The 18,803-nt window shown below is 61.3% G+C and carries 16 protein-coding genes; 9 read left to right on the forward strand and 7 right to left on the reverse strand.

The features are described 5' to 3' along the window. Positions 1-61 precede the first annotated feature (61 nt). The 4 genes from QOV41_RS11925 to QOV41_RS11940 form a co-directional block, all read right to left on the reverse strand. A complete protein-coding gene (locus QOV41_RS11925) occupies positions 62-1,042 on the reverse strand; it encodes an energy transducer TonB (RefSeq protein ID WP_284576829.1) in 981 nt (326 codons plus the stop codon). Positions 1,043-1,047: 5 nt separating this feature from the next. Further along, a complete protein-coding gene (gene exbD / locus QOV41_RS11930; protein ID WP_284576831.1) occupies positions 1,048-1,494 on the reverse strand; it encodes a TonB system transport protein ExbD in 447 nt (148 codons plus the stop codon). Between the two features lie 3 nt (positions 1,495-1,497). After that, positions 1,498-2,472: a tonB-system energizer ExbB gene (gene exbB / locus QOV41_RS11935; RefSeq protein WP_284581304.1), complete on the reverse strand. Its 975-nt coding sequence runs from the start codon at positions 2,470-2,472 to the stop codon at positions 1,498-1,500. A gap of 257 nt (positions 2,473-2,729) precedes the next feature. Then, positions 2,730-3,455 carry a helix-turn-helix domain-containing protein gene (locus QOV41_RS11940; protein WP_284576832.1) on the reverse strand — a complete coding sequence of 242 codons (726 nt, stop codon included), beginning with the start codon at positions 3,453-3,455 and terminating at the stop codon, positions 2,730-2,732. 358 nt (positions 3,456-3,813) lie between these two features. Between QOV41_RS11940 and QOV41_RS11945 the strand changes: the two genes are divergently transcribed. The 5 genes from QOV41_RS11945 to melA (QOV41_RS11965) all read left to right on the forward strand — a co-directional run bounded on the left by QOV41_RS11945 (position 3,814) and on the right by melA (QOV41_RS11965) (position 11,225). Then, entirely contained in the window at positions 3,814-5,901 is a 2,088-nt protein-coding gene (locus QOV41_RS11945; RefSeq protein ID WP_284576834.1) for an ABC transporter substrate-binding protein, read from the forward strand. A gap of 63 nt (positions 5,902-5,964) precedes the next feature. After that, on the forward strand, positions 5,965-6,975 hold the full coding sequence (locus QOV41_RS11950) for an ABC transporter permease (RefSeq protein ID WP_284576836.1): 1,011 nt from the start codon (positions 5,965-5,967) through the stop codon (positions 6,973-6,975). Between the two features lie 59 nt (positions 6,976-7,034). Then, a complete protein-coding gene (locus QOV41_RS11955) occupies positions 7,035-8,165 on the forward strand; it encodes an ABC transporter permease (protein WP_284581305.1) in 1,131 nt (376 codons plus the stop codon). An 11-nt stretch (positions 8,166-8,176) separates the two neighbouring features. Then, the gene (locus tag QOV41_RS11960) at positions 8,177-9,847 is read left to right on the forward strand and encodes an ABC transporter ATP-binding protein (protein ID WP_284576838.1); all 1,671 of its coding nucleotides are present in this window, start codon (positions 8,177-8,179) and stop codon (positions 9,845-9,847) included. A 10-nt stretch (positions 9,848-9,857) separates the two neighbouring features. Beyond that, entirely contained in the window at positions 9,858-11,225 is a 1,368-nt protein-coding gene (gene melA / locus QOV41_RS11965) for an alpha-glucosidase/alpha-galactosidase (RefSeq protein ID WP_284576839.1), read from the forward strand. Between the two features lie 64 nt (positions 11,226-11,289). On the opposite strand, the gene QOV41_RS11970 is transcribed toward melA (QOV41_RS11965), so the two are convergent. Both QOV41_RS11970 and melA (QOV41_RS11975) read right to left on the reverse strand, forming a co-directional pair. Next, on the reverse strand, positions 11,290-12,828 hold the full coding sequence (locus QOV41_RS11970) for a tryptophan halogenase family protein (RefSeq protein ID WP_284576841.1): 1,539 nt from the start codon (positions 12,826-12,828) through the stop codon (positions 11,290-11,292). An 80-nt stretch (positions 12,829-12,908) separates the two neighbouring features. Beyond that, the gene (gene melA / locus QOV41_RS11975) at positions 12,909-14,363 is read right to left on the reverse strand and encodes an alpha-glucosidase/alpha-galactosidase (protein WP_284576843.1); all 1,455 of its coding nucleotides are present in this window, start codon (positions 14,361-14,363) and stop codon (positions 12,909-12,911) included. Positions 14,364-14,575: 212 nt separating this feature from the next. On the opposite strand from melA (QOV41_RS11975), the gene QOV41_RS11980 reads away from it, so the two are divergent. The 4 genes from QOV41_RS11980 (at position 14,576) to QOV41_RS11995 (ending at position 18,339) form a co-directional block, all read left to right on the forward strand. Further along, on the forward strand, positions 14,576-15,337 hold the full coding sequence (locus QOV41_RS11980) for a helix-turn-helix domain-containing protein (protein ID WP_284576845.1): 762 nt from the start codon (positions 14,576-14,578) through the stop codon (positions 15,335-15,337). A 230-nt stretch (positions 15,338-15,567) separates the two neighbouring features. Then, positions 15,568-17,553, forward strand: coding sequence for a PP2C family protein-serine/threonine phosphatase (locus QOV41_RS11985; protein ID WP_284576847.1), 1,986 nt, complete (start codon positions 15,568-15,570; stop codon positions 17,551-17,553). Continuing rightward, positions 17,540-17,875, forward strand: a complete 336-nt coding sequence (locus QOV41_RS11990) for an STAS domain-containing protein (RefSeq protein WP_284576849.1) — start codon at positions 17,540-17,542, stop codon at positions 17,873-17,875. The genes QOV41_RS11985 and QOV41_RS11990 overlap by 14 nt, the downstream gene beginning before the upstream one ends. A gap of 11 nt (positions 17,876-17,886) precedes the next feature. Next, positions 17,887-18,339 (forward strand): ATP-binding protein, encoded by a 453-nt coding sequence (locus QOV41_RS11995; RefSeq protein ID WP_284576851.1) that lies wholly within the window; start codon positions 17,887-17,889, stop codon positions 18,337-18,339. Here the strand turns inward: QOV41_RS11995 and QOV41_RS12000 are convergent. Continuing rightward, positions 18,307-18,783 carry a hypothetical protein gene (locus tag QOV41_RS12000; protein WP_284576853.1) on the reverse strand — a complete coding sequence of 159 codons (477 nt, stop codon included), beginning with the start codon at positions 18,781-18,783 and terminating at the stop codon, positions 18,307-18,309. The two genes, QOV41_RS11995 and QOV41_RS12000, sit on opposite strands and share 33 nt — an antisense overlap. Between the last annotated feature and the right edge of the window lie 20 nt (positions 18,784-18,803).

Consider the following 18,803-nt stretch of genomic DNA (forward strand, 5'->3'; position numbering starts at 1 on the left):
ACATCGAAATCAAGCTGGCGTGCCCTGCCCCGCCTCCGACCGAGCCCAGCCGCTCCAGGCTTCAGAGATCAAACTGGACCGGCAGGTTCAGCGTCATGCGCGCCTGGGCAATCTCGGGTGGTGGCGCGGGAACGGGAGACGCGCGGCTAATCATGTCGAGCGCCGCCTGATCGAGCTCGGGAAATCCCGAGGAGCGGACAACCCGTGCAGACAGTACGTTACCGCGCGGATCGATGGAAAACTCGACCTGCGCCAAGCCCTCCTCCCGGCGGGACTGGGAGGAGCGGGGATACCGCTTGTGCCGATTGAGGTAGGACATCAACTGCGATTGCCACCGCGCCGGTGAAACGCTTGGCGCGGAGGCCACGCCGCTGTTCGCGCTCCTGGCGACTTCCGCCTTGGGAGCCTCCACGGCTGGCGGTGCGGCGGTACGTGGCGCTGCCTTCTGTTCGGGAGGGCGCGGCGCGGCGCGGGGGCGCTGGCGCTGCTCGAGCAGACGCGCCGATTGCTGCACCGGAAGGGGCGCCACGACTGCCGGTTCGGGCGCCTCGCCCACCTCGGGGACGACCTCCTCCATGGGCGCATCGACGGGTTCCTCTTGCGGCTCCTCAGGCGCGGGTGGATCTTCTTCCGGCGGCTCCTCGACAACCGGTTCCGGCTCGACGAGTTCGGGCTCCACCGGCTCCTCCGTGGGCTGCTCCACCGGCTCTGGTTCCTCGAGCGGCTCTGGCTCCGCGGGCGTTTCCACCGCTTGCTCCACCGGCTCTTCGGATGGGGCAATCTCCTCCTGCTCGATCATGGCTTGTTGGTCGGGCGGGACATCGGCAATCGCTTGGTCGGTGGTCGTCGCCATGGGGGCCAGTTCGAGCATGATCGCGTCCGTGGGTGCGCCTTGCGGCGCAAGCTCCTCCGCCGGGCGCTTCATCAGCCAATAGGCACCGGCCGCTTGGGTCGAGAGCACGACGACGAAGGCGCCGGTCCACAGCAGCAGATCCCGCCACGACCTTCCCCCGGTGCCATCGATGTGTGCAGAACTGGCCAAGGGCGTCACGGGCCCGAGGTGCCGACGGGCTCCAGTGGCGTTTCGAGCCCCACCAGCGCGATCTTGAGGTATCCGGCAGCGCGCAGCAGGTTCATGACGCCCATCAGCTCGCCGTAGTCGACACTCTGGTCGGCGCGCAGAAAAATGCGCGTCTCCCGATCGTTCGCCGTCAAGTTATCCAGGGCGCCACCCAATCCGTCGCGGGCGACTGTCTCATCACCGAGCGAAAGATCAAGATTTGCTCTGAGCGTCACATAGACCGGCTCGTCGGGGCGCGGCGCCTGTGCCGCACTGGATGCCGGGAGATCGACATTGATGTCGACGGTCGAGAGTGGCGCCGCCACCATGAAGATGATCAGGAGCACCAGCATTACGTCGATGAAGGGCGTTACGTTGATCTCGTGGTTCTCCGCGAGATCTTCCCCTGCGTTCTGGCGAATGCCTCCAGCCATCCCCTACTCCGCCGCTACTGCTTGGAGGACGCCCGGGTGATTGCGGGCAACATAGCGATGGTCGAGATCGCTGCTGACCAGCCGTTCGATAGCGGCCGCGGCGTCTCCCAGAAGCAGTCGGTAGCCCGTGATGGAGCGCGCAAAGGCGTTGTAGAAGATAACCGCCGGAATGGCCGCCACGAGGCCAATGGCGGTGGCTAGCAAAGCCTCGGCAATGCCTGGCGCAACGACGGCGAGGCTGCTGGTCTGCGCGGCGGAGATGCTGATAAACGAGTTCATAATGCCCCAAACGGTTCCGAAGAGGCCTACGAATGGAGAGACTGACCCGATGCTGGCGAGGATGCCAGTTCCCGCCGACAGGCGCCGGCCGACAGCCAATTCGATGCGACCGAGCCGGGAGCCCACCCGCTCCTTGATGCCGCCGTTGTCGGCATAATCAATGACCGTTTCGGCGCGCTCCACCTCTTGCTGGGCTGCATGGAGCAGGCCCACTGCAGCGCCACGCCGACGCGCCAGCGCCTGCGCTGCCTCGGCAAGTGAGGTAGAATTCTGCAGCACGCGCAAAGTGCGGTTCAGCCGGGCTTTGGCTCCCATGAGTTCCAGCGTCTTGGCCAGCCAGATCGTCCAGGTTACCACCGAGGCAAGCGCCAAACCGACCATGACGGCTTTCACCACATAGTCGGCGGCCATGAACATGCCCCAAGGCGAATAGTCATGCGGCTGTGTGGCCGGCGCTAGCTCCATTGAAGAACTGGTGGTGGCGTTTGCCGGTGTCGCAGGCACAGCCTCCTCGTTCAATTGAGGCCCACCAGTACCGGCAGGAACTGCTTCAGCCGAGCCCGCCGATCCGGTTCCTGAAGACGACTGATCGGGAGCAATCACGCCCCCGGCAACACCCTGACCCAGCGCCAGACCGCCCTGGAGGAACATGGCTACTGCCACAACCAGCACAAGCCTAGGCGCCACTCTGCTCATAATAGTTGACTCATTTTATCCGCTTTACCGCTGCTTATGGCACGCTTGGTGCTGGTGTCAACGACTGACGGTAGTAGCGGGTCAGCATGACCATACTGATGGCAAAGGCGAAGGTTGCGGCAAACACTGGTGAGGACGAGAATGTCGGCTCCGTCCGTGTTGGCGCTGCTTTCCTTCGGTGAAGCCTTCCGCAAATCACAGATGCCTGCAGCAACAGCTCGTTTTTTGAGCCGGAATCAGATGTCCGGGGCACACTAAAACTAGCCGATGGTATCGCGCCGCATTTGCGTGGGAGTCATGCCGTAGGCGCGTCGGAAATGCTCATAAAATTGAGTCTGGGAGGTAAACCCCGCCTCCAGCGCCACGTTCGCTACTGAAAGGGTCCCGTCGAACAGCAGGGAGCGCGCGCGAATCAGACGCATGCGGATAACGAACTTCTGGACGGATATGTGCATGACCTTGGTGAAGAGGTTTGTCGCGTAGTTGGGGTGCAGCCCGACCACTTCGGCGATGTCGTTCGCGTTCAAAGGATCGGTGATGTTCTCGACGATATGGCGAACCATCTGCACCACATAGCGTACCGGGGAGCCTGTACGGGTCCGGGTCCCCACCTGGTCGATCCAGGCGGGCAGTAACGTATCCCAGCCTGTCATGGCGGCGCGGCGAAACATCGTTCCGATCTCCGCGCGCACCAGATCGGTGCGCAGCGAGTTTCCGCTGCGATAGTCAGCGTGCCAGCGTTCCAGCGCCTCCAGCCCGACGCATTCCGTCGTCAAAGCGATCACGCCGCCACCCATCAGCGTTTCCGTCAACCGGCCCAGCTGCGGCATTGCGAGAAACGAATCCATGGGCAGGTAGATGTTGAGCTGTCGGCCGGCCTCGGTATTCGGCCCCAAGCGCATCGTTTGGTGCGGGATGCCTGCCCAGAATGCCACCAGGCGCCCTGCCTCGATTGTCACCTGTCCAGCGTCGAAGGCATATTCCATGCTGCCTTCCGTCAGCCAATTGAACTCAATATGTCCATGAGTATGGGGGTGCGGCATGACCTGCGGCGCAAAGGAGCGAATCCCGAAGCGACCAAAGGCCTTACCCGAGGCATAGAAGCTCCTGTCTGGCCGCGGTGTGGGGCGAGGCGCTTTTTCGCGAACAGGAGGTCCGTCCTTTCGCACTGCCGCAACTGCCATGCTAAATCGATCTCTTCTTAGAAACCCGGAATAAGTCTCTACCATTCCGGATTGCTTCAGGCAAAGCAAGGCGTACCATTTTACCCCAAGCACGGGTGTAAGCCGGGAGGAGGTATCCGGTGACGGCGATCATCGCCGATCCGTTGCGCAGGGAGGAAAGATGAGAAGACATTCTATTGCCCTCGGTGGGGCAGGCCTGATGCTGGGCGTCTCCATGCTGGCGGTGCCGGCGCAGGATTATGCGGGCGAGTTGCCCGATCCCCCCGAATTTGCGGCACAAAGCGAGCCCAATTTCGTCAGCGTCTCGGACATTCTGGAATACCGCGCTCTGGAAGAGTACCACGAGCCAAGCTGGGTAACCGAGAAGTACGTGGACGCCGGACTATTGCCGCCCGTTGAAGAGCGCCTCCCAGAGGAACCGCTGGTTTTCAAGACTGCCAATATGCCCGACGGTATCGGCGTTTATGGCGACACCATGCGGCACGTGATCGGCGGCCGACCGGAAGGTTGGAACTATATCGCGGGCCAGTCCCAGGGGTGGGGCGGCATCGACATCGGCCTGTCAGAATGCCTGACCCGTACCGGCCCCCTGTTCATGGTGAACGCCGACGAACTCGAGCCGCTGCCGAACCTCGCGAAGAGTTGGGAGTGGTCAGAGGATGGCCACGAGCTGACCATGCACCTGGTCGAAGGCGCCAAATGGTCTGATGGCGACCCCTTCGACGCTGAAGACGTGATGTTCTACTGGGAGGACAACGTCCAGGACCCCAACGTCGCCGCCGTGCCATCCGGCACTGGCACGCCGGAACGCTTTGGCGCGGGTACGACGCTGGAGGCCCTCGACCCCTACACCATCAAGTGGACCTTCAAGGAAGCGTTTCCAACGCAGTATCTATACGCGATGGCCTACGACTCCTTCTGCCCGGGCCCAAGCCACATCCTCAAGGCCGAACATCCTAAATACAATCCGGACAATTCCTACGACGAGTACAAGAACGCCTTCCCGCCCGAATACCTGAACATGCCGGTCATGGGCGCATGGGTGCCGGTAGAATATCGCCCCGACGACATTATCGTCATGCGCCGCAACCCCTATTACTGGAAGGTGGACGAGGCCGGCAACCAGTTGCCCTATCTGAACGAGATGCACTACCGCCTGTCCACCTGGGCGGACCGCGACGTGCAGGCTGTGGCGGGCTCGGGCGACTTCTCCAACCTCGAACAGGCCGAGAGCTACGTGGAGTCCCTGCGCCGCTCGGCTGAGGATACAGCCCCGGCACGGCTGCAGTTTGGCGCCCGCACCATCGGTTACGCTCTGCGCATGAACATGTCGGCCAATGGTTGGGGTGAACCCGACGACCGCGCCCAGGCCGTGCGCGAACTCAACCGTGAGTTGGACTTCCGCAAGGCAGTGTCGATCGCTCTCGATCGCCAGCGCTTGGGTGAATCCCTGGTTCGTGGTCCTTTCACCGCCATCTATCCGGGCGGGCTCTATGCCGGCACGACATACTACGACAAGGCCTCTACCGTCTACTATCCCCATGACATCGAAGCCGCCAACAGCCTGCTCGACGGCCTCGGCCTGACCGATACCGACGGCAACGGCATCCGCAATTTCCCGGCTGATCAGGCGGGCGGCGCGGACGTAGAAATCACCTTGCTGGCGAATACCGACTACGGCACCGATACCAATTTGGCAGAAGGCGTGATCGCGCAGTTGGAGCCGCTGGGCATCCGAGTGATCGCCAACTTCCAGTCTGGCACTGCCCGTGACGATATGGCCCAGTCCGGCCAGTTCGACTGGACCGTGGAACGCCAGGGTGCTGAAATGGTCTCGGTGGTCCAGGGTACGACAGCGCTCGCGCCGACCGGCCCGCGCACCCATCCATTCCACAAGGCGGGACCGGATGGCACGCTTGACCTACTGCCTTTCGAGCAGGAACTGGTCGACACCGTGAACGACTTCATTGCCACCAGCGACAATGAAGAACGTGCCGACCTGATGAAGCAGTATCAGCGCATCTTTACCGAGAACGTTTATTCCGTCGGCCTGACGCAATATCCGGGCGCGCTGATCGTCAACAAGCGCTTCGCCAACATCCCGGCAGGCGCGCCGATCTTCATGTTCAACTGGGCTGAGGACAACATCATTCGCGAACGAGTCTTCGTTCCAGCCGACCAGCAGCAGGACTATGAACTGCATCCCGAGACGCTCCCCGGCGAACCGGGCGGCGCTGGCCCCGTGTAGTCACCTAGCCTCCAATCTCGGCAGGGGGAGAAATCCCCCTGCCCCATCGAAAGGCTTGCGGCCATGCTCCGATTTGTGACTGTGCGTATCTTGGGCGCCATCCCGCTGCTGCTTCTGCTCAGCATCGTGACCTTCGCCATCATCCAGGCCCCTCCGGGCGACTATGGCGACTATATTCGCGCCATGGCGGTGAACCAGGGCGGCGCCACCTTCGAGCAGGCTGAGATCCAGGCCAACCTCTACCGCGAGGCCAATGGCCTCAATGATCCGATGATCGTGCAATATTTCCGGTGGATCACTGGCATCGTCACCCGCTTCGACTTTGGCCACTCCTTCTACTACAACAAGGAAGTCGGCCAGGTCGTCGCCGAGCGCCTGCCTGCTACCATTGCTCTGGCGCTGGTCTGCCACCTGCTGGCCTCTCTGCTCGGCATCGGTCTCGGCATCATCGCCGCTACCCGGCAATATTCCTGGGTCGATACTGGCCTGGGCATCATCTCCTTCCTCGGCATGACCATCCCGCGCTTTCTGCTGGCCATCATCATCCTCTATGTGCTGGTGTTCCGCATGAACGTCAGCGAGGTCGGGATGTTCTTCTCCGCCCGCTATGGCGGCGCCCCTTGGAGCTGGGACAAGTTCGTCAACCTGATGACCCATATCTGGCCGGTCATCTTCATCGCGACCTTCGGTGGGCTCGCCTATAATATGCGGGTCATGCGAGCCAATTTGCTCGATGTGCTCAACAGCCAGTATGTTGAGACGGCGCGCGCCAAGGGGCTGCCCGAAGGCGCCGTGATCATGAAACACGCGGTGCCCAACGCGCTCCATCCGCTGGTCGCCTATCAGGGCGTGGTGCTGCCCTATATGCTGACCGGCGAAATCGAAGTGGCCATCGTCTTCGGCCTCGCCACGGTGGGCCCCGCCATTGTCGGCTCGATGGGCGTCGGCGACGTCTATGTAACCGCCACCTTCATGCTGGTACTGGCCGCCACCCTGATCATCGGCAACATCATCTCCGATGTGCTGCTCGTCGCGCTCGATCCGCGGGTTCGTCTCGGAGGCGGCAGCGAATGACCGATACCGACACCCGCCGCCCCTCCATCCCGCTACCGTCCGACGTCGCCGGCGGCCCCATGCCCCCGCCTGCCGAGCAGGCCGACGGCTCCGACGGTGTCACCAGCCGCTTCGGCGGCGGCAACGAGGGCTATGCTACTCTGGTTTGGCGGCGTTTCAAGCGCTCTCCCATGGGCATGATTGGGCTGATTCTGGTCGCGCTCATGCTGACCGTGTCGATCTTTGCCGACTTCTTCGCGCCGATGGATCCAAAGGAGGCTAACCTGCCCTTCGCGCCGCCGGACGTCATCGCCTTCGAGGACCCGGACGGCAATTTCAGCCTGATCCCGTACGTCTATCCCATCGGCGACACCGGCGAGTTCGACCCAGTAACGTTCCAACCCCTCACCGGGCTTATCAAGGACAACCCCACGCCGGTCGGCTTCTTCGTCGAGGGCTATGCCTATCATTTCCTCTGGGTCATTCCGTCCAACATCCACTTCTTCGGCGCCGTCGACGGGCGGCCGCTCCAGTTGCTTGGCACCGACAAATTCGGCCGCGATATCCTGTCGCGCGGTATCATCGGCTCGAGAATTTCCCTGATGATTGCCCTCGCGGTGGTCACGCTGACCACCATCGTCGGCACGCTCGTGGGCATTACCTCAGGCTATATCGGCGGCCGGCTCGACAGTTGGGTGCAGCGGTTCGTGGACTTCGTGCTCGCCTTTCCGCAGTTGCCGCTCTACCTGGCTTTGACCTCGCTCATTCCGGTCACTGCGCCATCCAACGTGTTCCTGTCCTTCGTCATTTTCGTGATGGCGGTGCTAGGCTGGGCGCAACTGAGCCGGGAAGTGCGCTCCAAGACGCTATCGCTCGCCCGCATCGAATATGTTCGCGCCGCCATCGCGGTTGGGGCCACCGACAGCCGCATCATCACCCGGCACATCCTGCCCAACGTGCTGAGCCACATAATCGTGGCAGTGACACTGGCCATTCCAAGCGTGGTGCTGCTCGAGAGCTTTCTTGGCTTCCTCGGCTTTGCGGTGAAGCCGCCGCTGATTTCCTGGGGCCTGATGCTCCAGGATACCGGCACCTTCTCGGTTATCGGCTCCTATCCCTGGATCCTCAGCCCCGTCATCTTCGTGCTGGTCACCGTCTTCGCGTTCAATGCGTTGGGCGACGGGCTGCGTGATGCGATCGACCCCTATTGAGGAAACGGCAGATGGCCCAACCCGATTTCACGCCTGTGTCAGACACCCGCCACGACTTGGGGAGCCATGGCCGCGAACTGATCCTCGATGCTCGCAATATTGGAGTGAACTTCAAGGTCGAAGGCGGCACCGTCAACGCGGTACGCGATGTGTCCTTCCAGTTGCACAAGGGCGAGACCATCGCCCTGGTTGGTGAATCCGGCTCCGGCAAGTCAGTCACCGCCCGCACGCTGATGAAACTGCTGACCAAGCGGGCGACGATCCTGCCCGAGACGCGGATTACCCTGTCGGGCAAGAACATCGTGACCATTAGCGACCGCGACATGCGCAAGCTGCGCGGCAATGACATCGCCATGATCTTCCAGGAGCCGATGAGTTCGCTGAACCCGGTCTATACGATCGGCCAGCAGCTATGCGAAGTGCTGCACTTGCACAACCGCATGAGCCGCGACGCCGCCATGAAGAAGGCCGAGGCCCTGCTGGAGGAAGTGCAGATCCCCGAACCCCGTGCGCGGCTCAACAACTATCCTCACCAGCTCTCGGGCGGGCAGCGCCAGCGCGTGATGATCGCCATGGCCCTGGCCAACCGCCCCGACGTGCTGATTGCCGACGAGCCGACCACGGCGCTGGACGTGACGGTGCAGGCGCAGATCCTCAACCTGATCAAGGACCTCAAGGACAAGTACGGCATGGCAGTGATTCTGATCACCCATGACCTGACCGTGGTCCGCCAGTTCTCTGAATATGTTTATGTCATGCAGAACGGGCGGGTACAGGAACACAATGCCACCGAGGCTTTGTTTGCCAATCCCCAGCATGCCTATACCCGACATCTGCTGGCCTCCGAACCAAAGGGCACAGCCTTGCCGCTCGAGGAGGGCGTGCACGAGACCGTGCTCGAGGGCAAGGAGGTCAAAGTCAGCTTCACCCTCAAGCGGGGCGGCTTCTTCAAACCCGACTTCTTCGAACTCAAGGCCGTGGACAATCTCGACATCCATCTGATGCGCCACGAGACGCTGGGCATCGTGGGGGAATCAGGCTCGGGCAAGACCACTTTCGGCCAGGCGCTGATCCGCCTAATTTCCAATCAAGGCGGCCAGATCTTCTTCGATGGGGAGCCGATCCACGATAAAGACCGTGCCGCCATGCGGCCGCTCCGTTCCCGTATGCAGATCGTCTTCCAGGATCCCTTTGCCAGCCTCAACCCACGCATGTCGATCCGCCAGATCATCGAGGAAGGTTTGATCGTCAACGATATCGGCACCAGCCGCACCGAGCGCGGTGACCGCGTGCGCCAAGCGCTCATCGACGCCGGGATGCCCGACACCATCCTCAACCGTTTCCCGCACGAATTCTCCGGCGGCCAGCGCCAGCGCATCGCCATCGCGCGGGCTATCGCGCTTGAACCCGAGTTTATCCTGCTCGATGAGCCGACTTCGGCTCTCGACCTTAGCGTGCAGGCACAGATCATAGACCTGCTGCGCAAGCTGCAGGACGAGAAAGGCCTCTCCTACTTGTTCATCAGCCACGACCTCAAAGTCGTCCGCGCCCTCTGCCACCGGGTCATGGTGATGCAGCACGGCAAGATCGTCGAACAGGGGCCCGTGGCCGACGTCCTCACCAATCCGCAAACCGATTATACGCGCCGCCTTGTCCGCGCCGCGTTCGAAATAGCCGCCTAGGAGCAACTCAATGGCAAATCCCAAGATAACTTTCATCGGCGCCGGTTCGGCGGTGTTCATGAAGAACATTGTCGGCGACATCCTGCAGCGCCCAGCCCTGGCGGGGGCCACGGTGCGCTTGATGGACATCAACCCTACCCGGCTTGAAGAGAGCGAAGTCATCGCCAGAAAGCTGATCGCCACCCTGGGCGTGCCGGCGCAGGTGGAGACCTATTCCAACCAGCGCCAAGCGCTTGACGGCACCAATTTTGTCGTCGTCTGCTTCCAGATCGGCGGCTACGAACCGTCCACCGTCATCGACTTTGACGTGCCCAAGCAATACAATTTGCGCCAGACCATCGCCGATACGCTAGGCGTCGGCGGCATCATGCGCGGCCTGCGCACCGTGCCACACCTTTGGAGCATCTGCGAGGACATGCTGCAGGTGGCGCCCGACGCCGTCATGCTGCAATACGTCAACCCGATGGCGATCAACACCTGGGCCATCTCGGAGAAGTACCCCACGATCAAGCAGGTCGGGCTCTGCCACTCGGTCCAGGGCACGGCGCATGAATTGGCCAACGACCTGGGCATTCCATACGAGGAAATCCGCTACCGCTCGGCGGGCATCAACCACATGGCGTTCTACCTCAAGTTCGAGCACCGCCAGCCCGACGGCTCCTATCGCGACCTCTATCCCGATCTCGTGCGCGCCTATCGCGAGGGCCGCGCGCCCAAGCCGACCTGGAACCCACGCTGCCCCAACAAGGTGCGCTACGAGATGCTGACCCGGCTCGGCTACTTCGTCACCGAAAGCTCGGAGCATTTCGCCGAGTATACCCCCTACTTCATCAAGGAAGGGCGCGAGGATATAATCGAGAAATTCGGCATCCCGCTCGATGAGTATCCCAAGCGCTGTGTCGAGCAGATCGCTCGCTGGAAGCAGACGTCAGAAGACTATCGCAAGGCCGAGCGCATCGAGGTCAAGCAGTCCAAGGAGTATGCCAGCTCCATCGTCAACTCGGTCTGGACGGGCGAGCCTTCGGTGATCTACGGCAACCTGCGCAACAACGGCGTCATCACCAGCCTGCCCCACAACGCAGCAGTCGAGGTGCCCTGCCTAGTCGACGACAACGGCCTGCAACCGACCTATATCGGCGAACTGCCGCCCCAGTTGACCGCTTTGATCCGCACCAACATCAACGTTCAGGAGCTGACCGTGCGGGCTCTCATGGAAGAAAACCGCGAACACATCTATCACGCGGCGATGATGGACCCGCACACCGCAGCCGAACTCGATCTGGAGCAGATCTGGAACCTAGTCGACGACCTCACCGAGGCCCATGGCAGCATGCTGCCCGAATGGGCCCGTGGCACCCCCAAGCAGCGCGTCGCCTAGTTGACACTTTCCCCTGCTGCCTCCTCGCGGCCCCAGCGCATCAGCACTGGGGCCGTTTGCCAGTCTAAGCGTCCTGGAGCAATTGTAGGAACTCGGCGTGGTCGAGCGCCAGCGCGCTTGCTGCGCGATACTCCTTGACCAGTGCATTGAACGTTTCTTGCGCAAAGCGGCGCAGTTTCGGGTCACGCTCCATTTCCCGCCGCGCTAGCGCTTGATCCAGGAGGCCCAACCCGTCGAGCACGGGATAGTAGAGCTGCGTCTCGATGTGCGGCAGACCGCCCAGGTAGTTAGGGAAGTGCTCGCGGCGCGGCATCTCGATCTGCCAGCGGGCAAGCCGCTGGCGCGCTTCGGGGTGGATGCGATTGGCACGCACCTCCCGCCAAAAGGGAGTGTCGTCCCTTTCGGTCACATAGTGCGTGTTGACGAAGGTCCGGAAGTCGTCGACCTGCTGTCCGACACGGGCATTGTAGTCGCCACGGTCGCGTGCCGTCATGTCTTGGGGAGATTTGAGGAACTGTTGACCGAACAACATCATCTGCACGATCGTGCCGTGGATGGATGTGGACTCCAGCGGCTCGAGAAAGCTCGAACTGAGGCCGACCGCGAGGCAATTGCCTACCCAGGCATTCTCCAGTCTACCGATCTGAAACCGAATGTCGCTCCGCACCTCGATGGGCTGGCCAAGCACCCGTTCCACTTCAGCCTTCGCCTCATCTGGCGTCGTGAACTCATCGGAATAGACATAGCCACAGCCATAGCGGGTGCGGGTCGGAATCTGCCACATCCATCCGGCGCTCTGCGCCCAAGCCAACGTATAGTTCGCTAGTTTCTCGCCTGGTTTGGCGTCAAGCCAGAATGGCAGAGCCCGGTTCACCGGCAGTTCATGCGCATACGACTTCCACGCCGCATTGAGTTCCTTGACGATCAGCTGCTTGCGAAAGCCTGTGGCATCGATGAAGAAGTCGCCGGCAAGCCTGCGGTTTTCATCCAGCACGAGGGCAGTGATATTGCCCGTTTCAGGATCACGTTCGATGCCAGAAACTGTGGCATCGACTTTCTCCACCCCTTTGGACTTGCTGGCGAAGAACCTTCCCACTAGCGCCTGATCGAAGTGGTATGCATGGTGGAACGGACCCAAGGGGATCAACGAGCCATCCACCTTGCGCGCATAGGGGGCCTTCTTGGCCTCGAGCAGTGGCTGAAACAGGTGCATCTCCTGCACCGGACGGCCGGCCGCGACAGCGTAGACATTGAGATAGTCGGACGGGGTACCCGCAGGGGCCCGCACCACTTGATGCGGATCATCGATGGGGCCGTAGTAGGTATAGCCGGGACGGCGCCAATCCTGGTGGCGGATGCCAAGCTTGAAGCTGGCGTCCGTTTTGCGCAGGAACTCGAACTCATCGATGCCGAAGTGCTTCAGCAGCACGCGAAAAGCGGCGGTCGTTGCTTCTCCTACGCCAACGGTGGGAATCTTGGAGGACTCCACGACCGAAAGCCGGATATCCAGATTTTGCCGGCGTGCCTCATCCTGAATGATGAAGGCGGCGATCCATCCCGCTGTGCCGCCGCCCACGATCACAAAATGTGCTGGTGTAGCCATCCTCACCCCCGTTCGATGGCAAACTAGAACGAGGACTTGCACTCAACAAGCGCAGGTCCTCGCCCTTGCCTAGACACCGTTCAGTGGTGGGCGCCGCTGATCTCGCGTAGTTCCTCGACGGAGCGGACCTTCTTGCGAGCGGCCCCTTCCCAGTCGCGCGTTTTCACCTGGGATCTGGCGAGGCGTTCCTTGGCCGCTGGCACTGCTTCAGCATATTGCGGGAGCCACTGCGCTTGGGCCACCACCATCTCGTCGACCATGGCCCAGACCTCGTCAGGCGTGCAGATCGCCCCGACAAGCGGATCGTGCAGAACGGCCAGTTTAAGGGTATTGATGTCACCCGTCATTGCCGCTTCCACCGAGAGACGCTGGACGCCCACGGACACCGTGCAGGTGGTCGCACAAGCGGTGGGCAGAGTGATCCCCTCGATCATGTTGATGCCGAAGCGATCAACGTAACCAGGGCTTTCAATTATAGCATCATCCGGCAGATTGGTGATGATGCCGTTGTTCCGGCGATTGAAATGGCCGCGGTAGGTACGGCCAGTTTCCATCGCCTCGATGATGTAGCTGGCGTGCTCGCGGGTCCGCTTGTGCTGGTCCAGCGGCTTGGCGGCTTGTTCCTTGAACAGGGGAAAGTCCGTTTCGAACCAGTTCCGCCGCTCGGTAGAATAGCGGAGATAACCGCCGGTCTCGCCGTGTATCCAATCGCTCATGTCAATCCAGCGACCGATTTCGTCGGGGCGCTTGCGATACCAGGGCAGATATTCCGAGAGGTGGCCGTTGCTTTCGGTGGAGTAGACGCCGAAGCGCTTGAGCACATCGATTCGCACTTTTTCGGTCTTGCTGTAGACGGGGTGGCGCTCGAAACCGGCGATCAGCTCGTCAGCCTCGACCTTCCGGCCCTTGGCGCGGACGTCGATATACCAAGTCTGATGGTTGATACCCGAGCAGACGTAGTCGAGTTCGTCATCCGTGATGCCCAGGACCTCGGCGATCTGGTGAGCGCCGTGCTGGACGCCATGACAGAGCCCCACCACATTGACGCCGCCGTAGAGATCGGCAGCCCAGGTATTCATGGCCATGGGGTTAGCGTAGTTCAGGAAAAGTGCATTGGTTTCAGCAACTTCCCGGATGTCCTTGCAGAAGTCCAGGATCACCGGAATGTTGCGCTGGCCGTAGAGAATACCGCCGGCGCAGATGGTGTCGCCAACGCATTGGTCGACGCCATATTTGAGCGGGATGGAGATGTCGGAGGAGAAGGCCTCCAACCCGCCGACGCGGACGCAGCTCATGATGTAGCGGGCGCCGCTGATCGCTTCGCGACGGTCGGTGGTGGCGGTAACCTTGGCAGGCAGCTTGTTTACCGACACAATAGTTTCAATGACTTGCCGCACCATATCGAGGTTGTGCGGGTTGATGTCGGTGAGGGCGAACTCGACATCGGCGAATTCCGGCACCTTGAGGAGGTCGGAAATCAGGGTCTTGGTGAAGCCGATCGACCCAGCACCGATCACAGTAACTTTGAATGACATGGCAGTCCTCCCGCTGTCGCACAATGGGCGATAATGTGGACACATTGCTAGCCTTGAGCGGCTCTCTGGTGGTAGAGAAAGCTTGTGCCAACCCGGGTAATTTTGTGCTTTCCCAACTCCTCGTTCACGGCCACGACGTGCGCGTTCTAGACCTGCCCAAAGCGCCGGTACCGCTCCACTGCATGGCCGCGAGTGCCGGATATGAACAGCGTATGAACGAGATTTACTCCTGGGATGGATTAAATCGGGGCAGTTCGCCTTTTGTCGTCGTGCAGCACACGCTCACCGGTGAGGGTCGGCTCGACTATGCCGGGGTCCAACATCGATTGGCTCCCGGCGACACGATGGTCCTGACGATGCCGCATGCCCATCGCTACTGGCTGGAGCGCGGTGGGCGATGGGATTATTTCTGGATCGTGCTCAATGGCCGCGAGGCGCTACGATTAGCGCGGGAGATCATCGATGCACGTGGTCCAGTCCTTCGACCTCCCTCCTCTGTGGTCGACCGAATGGCCGCTGGCTGCCTGATACTTCTTGAGCGACAGAGTATCGTTCCGGGAGAAGCCTCAGTTGCGGCTTACGGGGTGATGGCAGCTCTCCACGACGCAGCTTTCATCGGCCAAGAGGAGGCGTCACCCGTGCTCGCAGCCCCGCTACGCCGTGTCATCAACTACATAGAGCAGAACCTTTCGGCAGCGCTGCAAGTAGAGCAACTCGCCGCGATGGCCGAGATGAGCCGCGCTCACTTTGTGCGCCAGTTCAGCGCAGCCATGGGCAGTCCGCCTTCGGAGTGGGTGGTGGAACGGCGTATCGAGAGGATCGAGCGGCTGCTGGTCGCCACTGACCTAAGTGTGGCGGCTATCGCGCAGGCGACCGGCTTTGCCGACGGCAACTATCTCGCCAAGGCCTTCCGGCGACGCAGGGGCATGGCTCCCATCGAGTTTCGGAGGCACGCTCGGGAACAATTGGACTAGCCGACACACTCGACCGGCTCGTCAAATCTCCGACTTCAGAAGCTTCGCGACGCCAATAGTTCAGGTTCACATTGTCAGCCCACTGTTAACCCGTTGTTAATCAGCCGTTTGGAGGAACGGTCGATAGTGGAAAACTAGGTGAACTGATCGTTCTTTGTGGTTGTTTAATCCACGATGTGGCCGCAGGTAGGCGCTACCTGCTCTCGGGCCAACAGGTACGTGGACGCTTAATGAAGATACGCCACATCATCCTTGTTCTTACGCTGGCTCTGGGCCTGGCCCTGGTGTTGGTTGCGGCCATGTTGGTGCAAGAGGAACTTGTCAGGCTCGATACCGCACAGCGACTGCAAGCCTCCAACGAGGTGCGAGAGCACATGCTGGTAGCCAGCACGGCGCTGTCGCGCGAGCGAACCAGTACTTATGTGCACCTACTGACGGGTGATGGAGCGCCCCCAGCGCCAATCGGTGAGCTCCGCGAGCAAGTGGATCTGGCACTTGTGGAAGCCCGGCAGGACCTGACCCGAGGACGATCGTACCTTCCTAATGCGGATCGCAGTCTCGACGTTATTCGCCGGGCCGAGCAGCAGATCGAAGTATGGCGTCTGGTTGCGGATGAGGCGGGGGCAACCCAGGACGGCATGAGCCGGCGGGATGCTGCGGCTGCCTGGATTGCCAGTGCGACAGAACTGGTGCGCACCTTGCAATCCTCTCGCTTGAGCCTGCTGCACAACAATCGCCCTGTGGATCCCACGCTGCGCTCCGAGGCCAATGTCCGCGCCCACGCTGACGTGTTGCACGAAGCTGTCGCGTATAATGAGGCAGTCGGCGTGGGGCTGATTTCCGCAGCAGAAGCGGACCGATCCCGCCTCGAGGCGGTAATGGCCCGCAACGTGGGTCGCATGGAGCTGGCGTGGCAACTGATCGGCGGGGAAATTTCCTCATCGCTCACTCCAGATGTCCGCGGCACCATCGCTGCAGCCCAGCAGACCTATGAGCGCACCTACGATCCTCTACAGGTCACGGTGGTCAATGCGGCGCCAAACCTCACACCGGAAAACGTCCTACAGGCTTGGCAGCTGACCTCCGAGACGACTTTGGACAGCCTAACTCTGATGCAAGCGCACCTGCTGGAAAGTTCGCGCGTGAGGTTGGAAGGCCTCGTCGCACAGGCCCAGCGTTCGGCGTTCCTCGTGACCCTGCTGGCGGTGGGCGGAGTAGTTGCAGCTGTCCTTATTCTCCTGGTGGTTCGGCGACGCGTCATACAGCCGCTCAGACAGGTCAGCGAAGCCATGGTCCGCTTGGCAGCCAATGATCTCACGACACCGGCACCGCGTGCTCGTCGTCATGATGAAGTCGGGCAGATGACGAACGCACTGCGCACCTTCAAAGCCAACGCAATTCTGCGCCAGCGCACCCAAGTGGAGTTGCAGCGCGTGCACCACGACCTTCAAGACACTTATGACCAACTTCGGCGCGACCTCGAAGCCGCTGCCACGATCCAGATGGCCATGCTTCCGCCCCCCGCTGCGGTCGACAGCATCAACCATACTGGCCTCTACTCTCCTTCGAGCCTGGTGGCCGGTGACACCTACAACGTGATCCGACGACCGGGTGGCGGGGTGGGCTTTTTTCAGATTGATGTTGCCGGACATGGCGCGGCTGCTGCGTTGGTCTCGGTGGCCGGTCAGCACACGCTTTCGCAAGCCATTCTCACCCGCCGTGACGATGCGACGCTGGAAGACGTGCTCTCCGAGGTCAATCAGGAGTGGCCCCCTGACCTGCCTTATTTCACCACCATTTTCGGCGAGATAGACCCGACCTATCCCCGCGCCCGGATGGTGCAGGCCGGACACCCCTGCCCGCTTCTGATCGGCGCAAACGGACAGGTGCGTTTTTTGGGCGAGAGCGGATTTCCGATCGGCATGCTGCCACAGGCAACCTATGATACGCTGGAGTTCGAGTTCGCTGCGGGCGACCGGCTTCTGATCTATTCCGACGGCGTGATTGAAACGGAAAACCGGCTAGGGGAATTCTACTCCGAAGACCGCCTTCTCGCCCTTGTTGCCGAGCACGCGCAGCGGTCAACGAAAGATCTCTTGTTGACGCTGCAAGCTTCGCTCAGGAGCTGGCGGGGAATTGACAATCTGACGGACGATGTCAGCGTCCTTGTCATTGAGCGAAACACATCGTGGGGACCCACACATGCTATCCACTGAGACCACCGGAGACGTGCTGGTAGTCCGCCTGACCGAGAAGCGCCTCGACGCTGGCAAGGCACCGCTGTTCAAGGAGCGGATCGGGAGCTTGATCGAAGACGGTGCAAGTCGCCTGGTGCTCGATCTTCGCGACGTAGAATTCATCGACAGCTCGGGGCTGGGGGTGATCGTTTCCTGCCTTAAGCGTCTCGGCCCTGCCGGCAACCTCGCAATTGCCGGGGCCAGCAGCCCCGTGAAGCGGTTGTTCACCCTCACCCGCATGGACCGCGTCTTTTCCATGCACGATACGCCTGAAGCGGCTGTTGCTAGCCTTACCTCCTGAAGGAATGCAGCATGATCCCCGCCGTCAGCCTGCAAATAGACAGCGACCTCGATAGCGTTGAGCTCGTAGCCAAGGCGGTTCGCGCGCTTTGCTCGGACAAGTTGGGCGAAGACATGCTCGCGGACGTTGAACTGAGCGTGGTTGAAGCCATCAACAACGTGATCAAGCATGGCTACCGAGGCGAGAAGGGCCTGCCGGTCGAGGTCAAGATCAGCATCAAGTCAGATCGGGTGGTGCTGGACATCTTCGACGAAGCTCCTCCTATGCCGGGGAGCCTGCTCGAGCCGGACACGGCAGCGCTGTTCGATTTCAATCCTGAAAATCTCGACGAGCTACCAGAAGGCGGAATGGGATTGTCGCTGATCAAGATGACGATGGATGAGATCAGCTACTCTTCTCAATCCGGCATCAATCGGCTGACCCTGACCAAGCTATTCGAAAACCCCGGCACGCGCGTTCAGTAGTGCCAGAACGCGGGGCTCAAGCTCCGGAACGGCTGTAGCAAGGAGGCCGAGCGCGGGTGCGAGCGTCCGAACCTGCTGTCCGCTGCCCTGTTCCAGCATGGCTAGCACGCGGCCAGCGTCCCCAAGGAGTGCGTCGGCTGTGTCCACGCCATTTGCCGTTGCAAGAACCACTGCGTTTAGAAGAGCCGCCTGATGTAGCGGGACCTCAGGGTCTCGCTCGAAGTCTGACCGGGCCAGTTCGAGAGCATCACGCGCGGACTTAGACAACCCTGTTGACCGGTCCGGTAGCTCTCCGGTGACCGCCACTTGCGCCACGACTTGATCGCGGATGCGAGCCTCGGCATCCAGGGCCTCAAGATAGATGATCACCGCGGTCGAGCACACCAACGCCAACAAAAACGCGAGCTGCCCCCGGACCCGCAACAGGGCTTCGCTGAAACTCATGTGATGCACCTAGTTCCTAC

Origin of the sequence: Devosia sp. RR2S18 (assembly GCF_030177755.1) — a bacterium.
Taxonomy (GTDB): domain Bacteria; phylum Pseudomonadota; class Alphaproteobacteria; order Rhizobiales; family Devosiaceae; genus Devosia; species Devosia rhizosphaerae.

Coding starts and splice junctions, on each gene's coding strand:
- exbD (WP_284576831.1), bottom strand. CDS start 1,494: ATGGCTGGAGGCATTCGCCAGAACGCAGGGGAAGATCTCGCGGAGAAC.
- QOV41_RS11940 (WP_284576832.1), bottom strand. CDS start 3,455: ATGGAATATGCCTTCGACGCTGGACAGGTGACAATCGAGGCAGGGCGC.
- QOV41_RS11945 (WP_284576834.1), top strand. CDS start 3,814: ATGAGAAGACATTCTATTGCCCTCGGTGGGGCAGGCCTGATGCTGGGC.
- QOV41_RS11950 (WP_284576836.1), top strand. CDS start 5,965: ATGCTCCGATTTGTGACTGTGCGTATCTTGGGCGCCATCCCGCTGCTG.
- QOV41_RS11955 (WP_284581305.1), top strand. CDS start 7,035: ATGCCCCCGCCTGCCGAGCAGGCCGACGGCTCCGACGGTGTCACCAGC.
- QOV41_RS11960 (WP_284576838.1), top strand. CDS start 8,177: ATGGCCCAACCCGATTTCACGCCTGTGTCAGACACCCGCCACGACTTG.
- melA (WP_284576839.1), top strand. CDS start 9,858: ATGGCAAATCCCAAGATAACTTTCATCGGCGCCGGTTCGGCGGTGTTC.
- QOV41_RS11970 (WP_284576841.1), bottom strand. CDS start 12,828: ATGGCTACACCAGCACATTTTGTGATCGTGGGCGGCGGCACAGCGGGA.
- melA (WP_284576843.1), bottom strand. CDS start 14,363: ATGTCATTCAAAGTTACTGTGATCGGTGCTGGGTCGATCGGCTTCACC.
- QOV41_RS11980 (WP_284576845.1), top strand. CDS start 14,576: ATGAACGAGATTTACTCCTGGGATGGATTAAATCGGGGCAGTTCGCCT.
- QOV41_RS11985 (WP_284576847.1), top strand. CDS start 15,568: ATGAAGATACGCCACATCATCCTTGTTCTTACGCTGGCTCTGGGCCTG.
- QOV41_RS11990 (WP_284576849.1), top strand. CDS start 17,540: ATGCTATCCACTGAGACCACCGGAGACGTGCTGGTAGTCCGCCTGACC.
- QOV41_RS11995 (WP_284576851.1), top strand. CDS start 17,887: ATGATCCCCGCCGTCAGCCTGCAAATAGACAGCGACCTCGATAGCGTT.
- QOV41_RS12000 (WP_284576853.1), bottom strand. CDS start 18,783: ATGAGTTTCAGCGAAGCCCTGTTGCGGGTCCGGGGGCAGCTCGCGTTT.